The organism is Roseivirga seohaensis (genome assembly GCF_001592945.1).
Lineage (GTDB): Bacteria > Bacteroidota > Bacteroidia > Cytophagales > Cyclobacteriaceae > Roseivirga > Roseivirga seohaensis.
Genome location: NZ_LRPB01000002.1, coordinates 65,899 through 78,271, shown reverse-complemented (window position 1 = coordinate 78,271; position 12,373 = coordinate 65,899). Strand labels below are relative to the sequence as shown.

Genomic DNA, 12,373 nt, shown 5'->3' with positions numbered 1-12,373 from the left:
CCAAATGCACCAAAACCAAAACACTAATCAACACGAGTCAGCGTGGCTTAATGGTGAAATTTCTACGGAGGAATTTCTTCAAAAAGCGCATTCAATTGACTCAGATTCGGTTTTACTCAAAGCTTTGAGTAAAACGAGTGGTTTTGATGCACCTAGTAAAAAAACCAAGCATAACGCTTGGGCCGAACTTGAAAAAAAGATTTCAGAAGAAAAATCTCAAAAAGTAATTCCACTTTACAGGTCGTACTGGATGGGAATTGCGGCTTCATTAATCTTAGCCATTGGCGCATTTTTCATTTTCAAACAATCCTCAACAAGTACCAATCAAACAATTATAGCAACCTCATTTGCTGAGGTGCAAACCGTTTACTTGCCCGACAGTTCAATCGTTTACTTGAACGCGGGCTCAAAAATTTCATTCTCGGAAAGGCAATGGCAGGAGGAACGAACTTTAGAGTTAAGTGGGGAAGCCTTTTTCGAAGTGAAAAAAGGAAGTGACTTTACCGTTGAAACCAACCTTGGCGATGTAGTGGTTTTAGGAACTAGCTTTAATGTTAAAGAAAGAAAAGATATTCTTGAAGTAGCTTGTAAAACAGGTAAAGTAAAGGTGATTATCAAGCCTAGTGGTGATTATCAAATAATTACCCCAGGGCAAATTCTGGCCACCAAAGGCGGTAAATTTAAGAATGTTGCACCTATTTCCCCTTCTTATATAGATAATTGGAGAAGGGGCGACTTCGACTTTGAAAGTGTAATGCTATCGGAGGTTTTTGAAGAATTAGAAAGGCAATATGATGTAAGTCTTGAATTTGACTTAAACGATATTCAAGACAGGCCTTATACAGGCTATTTCAACAACAAAAATTTAACTGAAGCGCTTCAATTAGTTTGTAGCCCAATGGGTCTCAATTTTAAAATTGAAGAGAAGAAAGTGAAGATAATGAGTAGAGGCGTTCAGACACCTTAGTGTTTAAACGCTGAATGTTAACAAGTGGCATTATTAGATGGTTAAGCTATATGTCACTAGTTTCTTAGGTTGAGGTTGAGGAACGGGTGGTGCCGTTCCTCTATTTTTTTACTCAATAAAATCTAACAATGATTCCAGCCCCATCCCTCTAGACCCTTTTAAAAGAATAGTTCTGTTTTCAATCGTATTGGCCATTAGGTGGTTGTTTAATGCCGCCTTTGTTTCGAAATACAAAGCTTTTGGATTTGCATCTTTAGCCGCCTTCATATGTGGTCCGCAAAAAATCACCTCTGCTATTCCTAGTTCCGAAGTCAATGTACCAATTGCAGAATGTTCTACTAGGCTGGTTTCTCCTAACTCTAACATATCGCCCAAAATGGCCATTTTGTTATCAGTACCTAATAAGCTCAAATTTTCTAATGCCGCCTTCATCGAAGTAGGATTGGCATTGTAAGCATCCATAATTATGGTATTGCTTCCCTTTTCTAAAATTTGAGACCGATTATTATCTGGGGTATAATTGGCCACTGCGTTTTTGGCTTTGTCCATATCTACTTCAAAGAATTTTCCCACGCAAAGCGCAGTAGCAATATTTTCAAAGTTATATGCGCCACTTAATGTTGTGGTAGTTCGCTCACCATCAGCATCTTCGAAAACAATATTCGGTTTGGCTTCAATTAAACTCAACTCTAAATAATCACCTTTAGCTGGATAGTAAATGGGCGATTCAATTCTTCGCTGGGCGATGTTCGAAAGAATTTCATTCTGAGAGTTCACAAAGATGGTTCCTCCACTTTCAATCAGCCAATGATACATTTCAGTCTTCCCTCTGATCACCCCTTCAAAACCTCCAAAACCTTCTAAATGCGCCTTCCCAATATTGGTAATCAAGCCATGAGTGGGCTCTGCTATTTTACACAAAGCCGCAATTTCACCCACATGATTAGCACCCATTTCTACAATGGCCACCTCAATATCAGGCCCAATGCTCAGCAAAGTAAGCGGCACCCCTATATGGTTATTAAGGTTACCAATGGTGGCAAAAACCTTGTACTTCGTAGCCAAAACGTTTCTTGTTAGCTCTTTGGTTGTCGTTTTTCCATTCGACCCCGTAATGGCGATAATAGGAATATTCAACTGCTTTCTATGATAGTTGGCCAATGCCTGAAGCGTTTCCAAAGCATCGTCTACCAACACACAGCGGGAGTCCGTATTGTATTCAGCATCGTCAATTACAGCAGCAGATGCTCCTAGCTCAAGCGCTTGTGCGGCCAATTTATTTGCGTTGAAGTTGGGGCCTTTCAGTGCGAAAAAGAGATTCCCTTTTTCAATCTTCCGCGTATCAGTACAGATACCTGTTGAGGCCTTAAATTTTTCGTAAAGTGAAGCGATGTTCATAGGTTTTGAAATCTTTGTCAGTCAAATTGCACGACAAGATAATACAGATTGTCGAGCTATGCCGTTCCTACATTAGCAATCGTTGAAATCTTTAACTTTGCAGTACCCTTGATATGAAATTTCTCTTTTCGGCAATTTTATTATTCTTCAACTTAAATCTGTTTGCGCAGTTTTCATTTCGCTATGAAAATGACATTCCTTTAACCATAAATGGAGAAACATTAGACCGCGCTTGGGAAGGGGGTATCAATTCTGCTCAGTTTCAGAAAATGGACTTGGATGGTGACGGCATTGAAGACCTCATTGTTTATCACAGAATGTCGGGCGAACTGACAACCTACTTGGCCAAGAACAATGAATTTGTTTGGGCTCCGGAATACAAAAACCTCTTCCCTACCGAAATTAATCATTGGCTTATTTTAGCCGACTATAATTGTGATGGCAAAATGGATATTTTCACTTCTGTACCTCAGGGAATTACCGTTTTCAAAAATATTAGTTCAGGCAACCTTCCAGAATGGGAACAGGCGGTAGACTTTCTTCGCTTCGATGCTGGCATCAACATTCAAGTGAACGCTTCCGACATTCCGGGCATTGCTGATGTTGATGGCGATGGCGACCTAGACATTCTTTCTTACCGATTTACCACCGCGAGCACGATTGACTTCTATAAAAACACGAGTATGGAAATCAATAATAATTGCGATGAGCTTACTTTTACACGTGAAACCAGAAGATGGGGCGAATTCGCAGAATGCGAGTGTAATAATTTTGCCTTTTCTGGCGCTCCATGCAATTTTAGTGGGGCGGCCAATACCAGCAATGATATTTTCAGCCCTGCAGAATTGGAACATGCAGGAGGAAAAACCATTTTACTATTCGATGCAGAAGGAGATGGGGACTTAGACCTGATCACCTCTGACGAGTTCTGCCAAACACTCTATTATATGGAGAATGTTGGCGATGCCCAAAATGCCTTAATGACTTCCTTCAGCAGCTATCCTGCACCCAATCCTGCTGGCTTTCAAATCTTCCCCAATGCATTTTTAGAGGATATTAATTTTGATGGAAACAAGGATTTATTGGTTTCGAGCAATGCGGACGGCAACGTACTGAACAGTGTAGATTTCAGCAATACATCTAAAGTATATTCCAATTTAGGCACTAATCTTCAACCCGACTTTTCTGGAAATTCAGTACCGTTCTTGCAAAACGAAATGCTCGATTTGGGCGAAAATACCTTTCCCGCCTTTGCTGATTATGATGGCGATGGCGACTACGACCTCTTTATCAGCAACAGAGGCCAAGTGACTACAAATGGTTTTATCGCTTCAATTTACTTATTTGAAAATAAGGGGGGTAAGTTTGCTCCTGCTTTTCAGTTGATAGACGATGACTTTCTTGGCTTGAAAGCTCAGAACCTCAGAAACATCAAAATTCAGTTTGCGGATATTGATGGAAATGGAACACAGGATCTTATTTATCAATCGACCACCGCGAGTAACGAAGCCAAACTTCAGTATCGACTGAACGAAGGAAATTTCTCCTTTGCCAGTGCCGTAGATATTTCGATTTCGATTGGTGAAAATGACAATGCTTATTTTTATGATGTCAACAAGAATGGAAGTTTAGATTTACTGCTGGGCACACGTTTTGGCGCTTTAAATCTCTATGTAAATAAGGGCAATTTCATTTTTGATGATGTAATTCAGAACTACGGAGGCATTGCTGCAAATTTCGAAGCTTTATACCCCAATATAATCATCACAGACCTGGATAATAATGGCGAAACGGAATTGATCAAAACTGATGTTTCGGGTCAAATCAGTATTCTTTCAGGAACAATCAATACCGATTTTATTCCCAGTTCAGTCACAAAAAACATATTGAGCAACGACCTGCTCAATGACAAAACAACTACTGCCATTGGCCAAATTTCATGGATGACAGCTGCCGATCTTTTTGGTGATGGAAAACCCACCTTATTTATTGGGAATAACCGAGGGGGAATTTCTGTGTTGAAAAATGAAAGTATTGCAGAGAACGGATCGGAAGGCAATGCCATACAGCTTACGCTTTTTCCGAACCCCACCACTAGCAGTTTTTATATTAGAACGGACACTAATGCACTGGCCGAAATGTACAGCATTAAAGGCGAAATGATTTTCTCTAACCTGCCCATCTCAGCAGGACTTTCAAAAGAAATAAACACGGAACCACTGGCCGCTGGTGTCTACCTTATTCGGGTTTCAAATGGAACCAATAAACCGACAGTGCAACGCATTTTAGTTCAGAAATGACCCTGTTCATTCACCTTCAAATAAAGCCCATTGAACAAATTCAATTCAGCAACGAATGGGTGGAAATGATGAAAACGGAATTTCCCGATGCGCTGATTTTCGAAGCCGACTCTCACTCCGAACCTTTTGTGATTAGCCAAGGGGTTTCGTTTTTACAGGAAGCCAAAAAGGTAGTTTTATTTTTGGATTGTCATCAAAATGAGAAGCTCGGCAGCTGCGCTCCTTTGATTGAAAAAGTCCTTCGGTACAAAGCCATTGCCCCTTTTATTTTGATTAAAGGAGAGCATTTAATGTTTGATAAAATGGCAAAAATGATGAAGAAGGAGGTTTTTGAGTATGATGGTGTTGAGGAATCGTTAGTTCAAATTAGTCGGTTTCTAAATCATTAGTTAGCCGTACTTATTCAGATTACGAAATCTATAGATCCTTCTCCCGAAACTTCGGGATCAGGATGAAAAACCATACAACAGTTTTTATACGGTGATTAAGCAATTGTTGAGACTATAAAAGTAGCTCCGCTATTAAATATTGAATCAATCTGGTTCAGGACGTAACAGTCGAATTATTATAATCCAGGCTTCTTGATTTCAAAATCATCGGCATCTAGGTGTGCAGGGAATTTAGTTCGGAAATTATCCAAGTCTTCTCGGCTTAAGGCCAGCGTGATAATCTCTCCCTCCGAAGCTTCGGGGTCAGAGAACGCCAAGGTTTCGCCTTTGGGTGAATAAACACCTGAATGACCGTTGTATTCAATTCCGTTGCCATCTGTTCCTACTCGATTGAGCCCAGCGGTATAGCTTACGTTTTCAATGGCCCTGGCTTTCAGCAAGGTATCCCAAGCATTGACACGCACGGCTGGCCAATTGGCCACATACAGGAGCAAATCGTATTCTAAATTTCGGTTTCTGGACCAAACCGGAAAACGCAAATCGTAACAGACCATCGGACAAATCTTCCAGCCCCGCCATTCTACAATGAGGCGTTCGGTACCAAAATCAAAGTGGTCGTGCTCATCGGCCATTCGGAACAAATGGCGCTTATCGTATTTCTGCCATTCGCCATTGGGCTGCATCCAGATCAAACGATTGAACACTTTCCCCTCTTCCTTCACCATAAATGAGCCAGCAATGACGGCATCGATTTGAGATGCCATTTGTTTCATCCATTTAAAGGTGGTGAAATTCATAGGCTCGGCTAGCTCAGTGTTTTGTATTGAAAAGCCTGTTTGAAACATTTCTGGAAGTAAAACCAAATCAGTTTTGCCTTTCAGGCTCCAGATTTTCTCTTCGTACATCGCTAAGTTGGCGCCTATTTCGTGCCAGTGGATATCGCTTTGAACAAGGGAAATTCGTAGATCTTGCATGGGGCTAAGTTAAGGGGAGTTTAGTTAATAGAACCGATTAATAATCCAAAATTTAAAGCACTTTAATTGTGTTAATCACACATTTGATCAACTGATAACTGCTTCATAGTTTTCTATCCTAAACACAGCGAAGGAACTATAATTAAACTCTAGACCCTTCGTAACCTCAGGGAAAGAAAGCCCCGAAGTTTCGGGGTCATAGACACTTTCTCCGAAGCAGAAAATTCGCCATTGTCAATCAAGCATGGAGACTTCACAACCCAAGTAAGTAATCCTATATTTTAAATCGCACAAAGAATTTCTGCCGCTTTTATCAAGGTTTCTTCACTTTTTGCAAAGCAGAACCGGAGCATTTTATTGTCTTCTTTGGTGTCGTAAAAAACTGAAATTGGAATGGAGGCGATGCCTTTTTCCTTGGTCAGCCATTCGGCCATTTCTAAATCTGGCTTTTCGGAAATACTTTTATAACTCAACAGCTGAAAATAGGTGCCATTAGAGGGCAGCGATTCAAAGCGAGAATCTTTGATCAAATCCAAAAACAAGTCGCGTTTTTGCTGATAAAAAGCGCCAAGGTTATTGTAATGATCAGCGTTTTCCAAATAATCGGCAATGGCCAATTGGCTGGGGGTGTGCACCGTAAAAGCCATGTACTGATGTACTTTTCTTACCTCCGCAGTAATCCAATCGGGTGCCACCATATAACCAATGCGCCAGCCAGTGGCATGGAAGGTTTTTCCGAAAGAGAACGTAGCCACCGACCGCTGCCTCAGTTCTTCATGCTTTAAAACCGATTCGTGCGCTCGCCCATCAAATACAATATGCTCATAGACTTCATCTGAAAGCACGACAATGTTAGTGTCGCGCGTAATCTCAGCTAAAACCTCCAAGTCACTGGCCTCAATCATAGCGCCTGTGGGGTTATGCGGAGAGTTGATGATGATCATTCTTGTCTTCGCATTTACCTTCTCCCTCACGGTTTCCCAGTCAATGACAAAGTTGGGCTGCTTTAACGAAACAGGAATTGTGACACCACCATTCAGGGTGATTATTGGCTCGTAAGCATCGTAAGCCGGATCCATAATAATCACTTCATCACCCTTGTTTACTAAGGAGGTAATGGTGGCATTGATCGCTTCTATGGCGCCAGCGGTCAAGGTAATTTCGGTGTCTAGATTCACTTTTGCACTGTATGACTTTTCGATTTTCTCGGCAATTCTTTCGCGCAGCTGTGGCATACCCGTCATGGGTGGGTACTGGTTAAAACCAGCCTTCATATAGTGATGAACGCCTTCAATCAATTCGGGCGACACTGGAAAATCAGGAAAACCCTGCGATAGATTCAAAGCATTATAGTCTTTCGCCATTTTAGACATGGTAGCGAAAATGGTAGTACCTACATTGGGTAATTTTGAATTAATATGCATTGAACTTGGGGCTTAGGGTTCGTTGAATTTATGAGTGGAAATTAGGGTTTTATGGGCTGTTAAGCAAAATGATTAGTTAAGAGGGATTAGTTATTAGTTAGGAGTAAAGGGTATTGGGTTATGAGTAGTGGGGAGTGTGGGGTGCTTGAATATTGATGGTGAAGTAGGCGATAGTCTGTCCTTCCCCCTTGCCTTCGCGAAGCTTCAGCAAAGCGAGGTGGGGGAGGTTGGAGGGGGACTTACCAAAAAATTGAATTATCAATTTCCCCATTACCTCATTGATCTGGTAATTATTGGAGATTAGCAGTAAAGCAGGCAAATCCCCCTACCCCCCTTTAATAAAGGGGAAAAGCTTCGATTGAGCAGTTTCAGTCAACTTAAAACATTTGCGTTGCTCAGAAACACCAAGAACATATATTTAAAAGTAACAGGCATCGTCATCACCTCCCCCTTGGTGAGGGGGGGGCTGGGGGATTGACCGGAAGCTTAAAAAATCACCTCATAATCCATGATAGTTATTGGGCGTTGGCGGTGAAGCAGGCAAATCCCCCTACCCCCCTTTAATAAAGGGGGAAAGCTTCGATTGAGCAGCTTTAGTAAGCTTATAACATCTGCGCAGAAACCAAAGCCATATGTTTGGAAGGAAAAGATATCGTCACAACATCCCCCTTGGCCAAGGGGGCTGGGGGATTGACAGGAAGCTTGACTAATCAACTCCCCATCACCTTATTGATCCACGGTAGGTATTCGCTTACTCGGGTGTAATATTCGTACACGCCATATACCCCTTCGGGTTTTCCGGTATCACGACCGTCTTGATGGGAACTTACGCCCAGAATATAAGCCTGATCGCCATCGAACCAAAGAGCTGGGCCTCCACTATCGCCTGGGCCGCTGATGCCTTCTAAAGGAAGTACATTTTCTGAGTCTGGTGCATCAAAAGTGAAGCGGATATAACTAGGTTTGGTGCCATCAATTAAGTTTTGGGCGGCCCTGAGTTTTCGGTCTTTGTTAATGGCTCCGTCTACCATTCCTTTGTCGCCAGTGCCAGCCCAGCCCGTGCCTGCAAAAATGATTTCTTTGCCTACTTCATCCGACTTTTCATAAAGAATGGCCAACTCTACATTGGGTACATTTTCTTCCAGTTCTATCAGCGCAATGTCATGATTGACGGCTCCCCTGAGGTTATAATCAGGGTGAATGATTTTTCTTTTGATGGCGTATTTTACTCCGTTTACGGTGACATCTTCCCCCACCCTTGGGCTTTCCAAAACATGCCCTGCGGTAAGGATCCAATTGGGTTGAATAAATGTGCCGCAACCGGCATTTAAACGCACAGCCGAACCACCATACTTTGCGCCCAAGGCCACGTATTCTGAATCGTCTACATCGTGCCGCATCACGATTTCTTTGGGCGAACCCATCAACAATAACCCAATAAAACTAAATGAAATGAATGCTTTCATATTTTGAGATTTTAAACCAAAAGCCAATTTACGTAAGCACTTTCTTATTTACAACTAAATACTTAGTAGAGTGATTTATAACTAAGTCACCTCAGGATTATATGATACTTAAATTGTAATTCCCAACTCCTCCTCGATTGTATCGGGGAGGATTGATAGGTCGGTTTCTAACCGATAAGATAGGTACAAGCATTTGGTAACCATGTTAATACAATCCTTCGCTTTTATTACTCTACTAATTTCAACGATTAAGCTTCTAGACCTTTCGTTACCTCAAGGAAGGAAAGCAGGCAGGGTAGGTTTAATAAAGATTCGAGGCTATTACTTCCGCCCCTGTTGGTAAAAAGAAACTAATCCTTACTCCCTATTTGGAACTCACAAGAACTATTAACTAAATTGCACGTATAGATTACAGGATAAACACACGTGCCATGAGTACTAAATTAACACTTACACTAGACAAGGAGGTTATAGAACAGGCCAAGAAGTATGCTGCGGATAAAGGCAAAAGCCTATCTGAAATGGTGGAGAATTATTTTAAATACATCACTGGCTCAAAAGCAGAAGATGGAAAGGAGCAATTATCGCCACGTGTAAAAAAGCTACGAGGAGTTTTAAAAGTAGACTCGGACTTCAATTACAAGGATGTTTTGAACGAAGCTAGGAACACTAAACATGGCCTCTAAAATATTTATTGACACCGATGTGATTATTGACTTGCTCATTGACAGGCAACCTCATGCGGTCGCGGCATCTATCCTATTTGACTTGGCCGACAAGAACGAATTGAAGGTGTACACTTCTTCATTATGCTTTAACAACGTCCATTATATTTTAAGGAAAGAACTTGGGGATAGAAAAACAAGGGCCGTCATTGGCGAACTCCTAGAAATAGTTGAGGTGCTAAGTGTGTCAGGTAAGGATATTTCAAACGCTGTCACGAGCGAATTCAAAGATTTCGAAGATGCCATTCAACACTCTGTCGCTGTTTCTGAAAAAGGGATCAATGCAATAGTGACCCGAAACACAAAAGATTATAAGAAATCAAAAATCGCTGTCTTTAACTCGGACACCTATGTCCAAATGATAGTAAACGGGGCTCGCTAATTATCGTCAGGCAGGGTTATAGGTCCGATTGGCTCCGCCTCTGTCCGTGCTTTTCACCAACAAAAAAAGAGCTGAATTCCTTCAGCTCCTTTTCATCTCATCCATCTAAATTCAAATCTATTTTCTTTTGCCTGGCTTGTAGGTTTCTGCAGCGCGGGCTTCTACATCTTCTTTGTAATAGGCTACATCTTTAAACTCGGCATCGGCATAACGCTGGGCTTGGTCGTAGAAATGCGGAGAGGCTGGATCACCACTTTGGCCACCTGCCAATATGCTCTTGGCTTTTACTTTGTCGCCAAACTCTACCACGGCCACAAAGCTATTGCCCGAAGAGCCATAGATACGATTCGTACCCGCCTTTTTGCTTGCCCCAAAAGAGGCCAACGCTCCCCATCGGGCGGAAGCCATACCAATGGCAATACTTTCTTTATTGTCATCGTACTTCAAGTCGATGTCGCCATTCAATCGCTGGAACCTATTGATTTCGCCCCAAGGCGTATTCCATGTTCCGAAATCATCTTCCAATTCTTTGATAGATGCTTCGAAAATCTCAAGCCTTTCAGAAAAAGGTGAACCTGTTCCGTAATAATCCACGCGCTCATTTCCGCTTAAACGCTCAGGGTTTTTGCCCATTCTGCTGTAAAGCGAACCATAGTAATAAGCAATAGACATGGCCACTGATTCCTTTGAAGTTCTTAAATCCCAGTTTCTCAACACCTCAATGGCAGGTTTTAAGTCTGGGTTCTTGTTTGCGCTCTTATCATAAGCTTCTACCAAACCCGGAATCAGTTTTTCAAAAGCAGGCAAGTAAGGATCGTAAGCCAATTCGATTAAGCCGTCTAGGGTTAAATCTTTCGCTTCTTTCAATACTTTTACGGCATGTACACCTCTAAAATTTTCCTCGTCTGGTGCCATATACACTGGGTAATCTTCCTTTTTAGGGCTGAACTCTAGTGCGGCAGTAAATGGTGTAGAGTTACAGTTCTGAATCCATCCGTTGGCAGGGTTAAAAATTGTAATTACCTCGTCAACAGTATGTTTTCCTTGCCAGTCGGTGGCAGGGTTACTTCCGTCTACCGGTTTAGAATAATCAAATTGAGGGTCTCTTTTTGGAATAAAGTTGCCGTGATAATAAGCAATATTTCCATCGGCATCGGCATAGACCGTATTGTTAGATGAGTTGGTTCTGATGTCCATCATTTTTCTGAACTCCTCATTGGTTTTAAGTTTGGTGCGGGTATAACTCTGAGTAAGCGCATTCACAGGGTCCCAATTGATTTTAGTCACTACCCATTTGTCGTCTAACTTATGAGTTACTGGCCCATGATGGGTTCGGTACATCGGAAAAGTCCTTTCCTTCATTTCGTTGCCCTCTTTGTATTTCAAGGTCACTTCCGAAACCTCTACATCGCGCATTTCTTCACCGTACTTGTACTTCAGTTTTCCGTCTACTTCCGAAACCTCTTCTACAAATTCATCAATAAAATCAACCGCAGTGGAAGTGTGCATCCACCCCATTCTATCGTTAAAACCTTGGTACACAAAAAACTGCCCCCAGGTTACTGCGCCATAAGCATTCAAGCCTTCTTCGCTCACTACGTGAACCTCTGGGCGGAAGTAAAAAGAAGTGTGCGGATTGATCAATAACATGGCATTGCCAGAAGCGGTATGTTCGCCAGAAATTGCAAAACCGTTCGACCCTTTTGGTTCTTCATAAGGATCGGGGTGTGTAAGGCCATCGCCAAATTCGGTAAGTGCCAAAGACTGGTCATTTTCGTAAAACGATTTCACCCTGCGGGTAGAAATACTTTCGATATCGCCACCAATAGAGCCTTCGCTAAAGAACATCGGAAACCACGGCTCGAAACGCGTAAGCACTTTAGGCTGTACTTCTGGGTGAGTGTGTAAGTAATAATTGATTCCATCTGCATAGGCATCACAAAGTTCTTGAAGCCATTTTGGAGAAGCGTCATAAGCGGCTTTGGCCTCTTCCACTGTCATGTACAGTCTGGCGCGTAAGTCACTGTAAAGTGCATCTTCGCCTTCCATTTCGGCCAAACGGCCAGTGGCCCAAACGTAGTTACGTTCTACACGCGCAAAATCATCTTCGCATTGGGCGTAAAGCAAGCCAAAAACCGCATCTGCATCGGTTTTACCGTAAATATGTGGCACACCAAAATCGTCACGAATAATGGTCACATTGTCTGCCTGTGCTTCCCACCGACTTACTTCATCGGTAGCCTTGGGCTGACAGGAATAAAGAAGTGAAATGAATAATAGAAAAAGGAGTTTCTTCATGGTTGTAAGGTTTGAAGAAAGATGAAACATGCTGAGGAATTGTGCAAGTG

Annotated in this window: 10 protein-coding genes; 5 read left to right on the top strand and 5 right to left on the bottom strand. The window is 42.1% G+C overall.

What is annotated here, in order from left to right; all coding sequences use genetic code 11:
* Positions 1 to 4 precede the first annotated feature (4 nt).
* Positions 5 to 967 (top strand): FecR family protein, encoded by a 963-nt coding sequence (locus AWW67_RS01385; RefSeq protein ID WP_062299710.1) that lies wholly within the window; start codon positions 5 to 7, stop codon positions 965 to 967.
* A gap of 108 nt (positions 968 to 1,075) precedes the next feature.
* Here the strand turns inward: AWW67_RS01385 and AWW67_RS01380 are convergent, their stop codons facing one another.
* The gene (locus tag AWW67_RS01380) at positions 1,076 to 2,365 is read right to left on the bottom strand and encodes a UDP-N-acetylmuramoyl-tripeptide--D-alanyl-D-alanine ligase (RefSeq protein ID WP_062299708.1); all 1,290 of its coding nucleotides are present in this window, start codon (positions 2,363 to 2,365) and stop codon (positions 1,076 to 1,078) included.
* Positions 2,366 to 2,478: 113 nt separating this feature from the next.
* Between AWW67_RS01380 and AWW67_RS01375 the strand changes: the two genes are divergently transcribed.
* Together AWW67_RS01375 and AWW67_RS01370 are read left to right on the top strand one after the other, a co-directional pair.
* On the top strand, positions 2,479 to 4,665 hold the full coding sequence (locus AWW67_RS01375; RefSeq protein ID WP_062299706.1) for an FG-GAP-like repeat-containing protein: 2,187 nt from the start codon (positions 2,479 to 2,481) through the stop codon (positions 4,663 to 4,665).
* Positions 4,662 to 5,054 carry a hypothetical protein gene (locus AWW67_RS01370; RefSeq protein WP_062299704.1) on the top strand — a complete coding sequence of 131 codons (393 nt, stop codon included), beginning with the start codon at positions 4,662 to 4,664 and terminating at the stop codon, positions 5,052 to 5,054. The genes AWW67_RS01375 and AWW67_RS01370 overlap by 4 nt, the downstream gene beginning before the upstream one ends.
* 176 nt (positions 5,055 to 5,230) lie before the next feature.
* Here the strand turns inward: AWW67_RS01370 and AWW67_RS01365 are convergent, their stop codons facing one another.
* From AWW67_RS01365 to AWW67_RS01355, 3 genes are all read right to left on the bottom strand, one after another.
* A complete protein-coding gene (locus tag AWW67_RS01365) occupies positions 5,231 to 6,028 on the bottom strand; it encodes an amidohydrolase (protein WP_062299703.1) in 798 nt (265 codons plus the stop codon).
* 281 nt (positions 6,029 to 6,309) lie between these two features.
* Complete coding sequence (locus AWW67_RS01360; RefSeq protein ID WP_062299701.1) at positions 6,310 to 7,452, bottom strand: methionine aminotransferase; 1,143 nt, start codon at positions 7,450 to 7,452, stop codon at positions 6,310 to 6,312.
* A 710-nt stretch (positions 7,453 to 8,162) separates the two neighbouring features.
* Positions 8,163 to 8,918: a S1 family peptidase gene (locus AWW67_RS01355; protein ID WP_141655350.1), complete on the bottom strand. Its 756-nt coding sequence runs from the start codon at positions 8,916 to 8,918 to the stop codon at positions 8,163 to 8,165.
* A gap of 431 nt (positions 8,919 to 9,349) precedes the next feature.
* Here AWW67_RS01355 and AWW67_RS01350 point away from each other — a divergent pair, with 431 nt between their 5' ends.
* Both AWW67_RS01350 and AWW67_RS01345 read left to right on the top strand, forming a co-directional pair.
* A complete protein-coding gene (locus AWW67_RS01350; RefSeq protein WP_062299698.1) occupies positions 9,350 to 9,604 on the top strand; it encodes a DUF6364 family protein in 255 nt (84 codons plus the stop codon).
* Positions 9,594 to 10,025: a PIN domain-containing protein gene (locus AWW67_RS01345; RefSeq protein WP_062299697.1), complete on the top strand. Its 432-nt coding sequence runs from the start codon at positions 9,594 to 9,596 to the stop codon at positions 10,023 to 10,025. Before AWW67_RS01350 ends, AWW67_RS01345 begins: the two co-directional genes overlap by 11 nt.
* A 117-nt stretch (positions 10,026 to 10,142) precedes the next feature.
* On the opposite strand, the gene AWW67_RS01340 is transcribed toward AWW67_RS01345, so the two are convergent.
* Positions 10,143 to 12,323 (bottom strand): acylase, encoded by a 2,181-nt coding sequence (locus AWW67_RS01340; protein ID WP_062299834.1) that lies wholly within the window; start codon positions 12,321 to 12,323, stop codon positions 10,143 to 10,145.
* Positions 12,324 to 12,373: the final 50 nt, after the last annotated feature.

Excerpts from the sequence above, each read along its gene's own strand:
- AWW67_RS01350 (WP_062299698.1), top strand. The coding sequence starts at position 9,350 with ATGAGTACTAAATTAACACTTACACTAGACAAGGAGGTTATAGAACAG.
- AWW67_RS01385 (WP_062299710.1), top strand. The coding sequence starts at position 5 with ATGCACCAAAACCAAAACACTAATCAACACGAGTCAGCGTGGCTTAAT.
- AWW67_RS01370 (WP_062299704.1), top strand. The coding sequence starts at position 4,662 with ATGACCCTGTTCATTCACCTTCAAATAAAGCCCATTGAACAAATTCAA.
- AWW67_RS01365 (WP_062299703.1), bottom strand. The coding sequence starts at position 6,028 with ATGCAAGATCTACGAATTTCCCTTGTTCAAAGCGATATCCACTGGCAC.
- AWW67_RS01375 (WP_062299706.1), top strand. The coding sequence starts at position 2,479 with ATGAAATTTCTCTTTTCGGCAATTTTATTATTCTTCAACTTAAATCTG.
- AWW67_RS01345 (WP_062299697.1), top strand. The coding sequence starts at position 9,594 with ATGGCCTCTAAAATATTTATTGACACCGATGTGATTATTGACTTGCTC.
- AWW67_RS01340 (WP_062299834.1), bottom strand. The coding sequence starts at position 12,323 with ATGAAGAAACTCCTTTTTCTATTATTCATTTCACTTCTTTATTCCTGT.
- AWW67_RS01355 (WP_141655350.1), bottom strand. The coding sequence starts at position 8,918 with ATGAAAGCATTCATTTCATTTAGTTTTATTGGGTTATTGTTGATGGGT.
- AWW67_RS01380 (WP_062299708.1), bottom strand. The coding sequence starts at position 2,365 with ATGAACATCGCTTCACTTTACGAAAAATTTAAGGCCTCAACAGGTATC.
- AWW67_RS01360 (WP_062299701.1), bottom strand. The coding sequence starts at position 7,452 with ATGCATATTAATTCAAAATTACCCAATGTAGGTACTACCATTTTCGCT.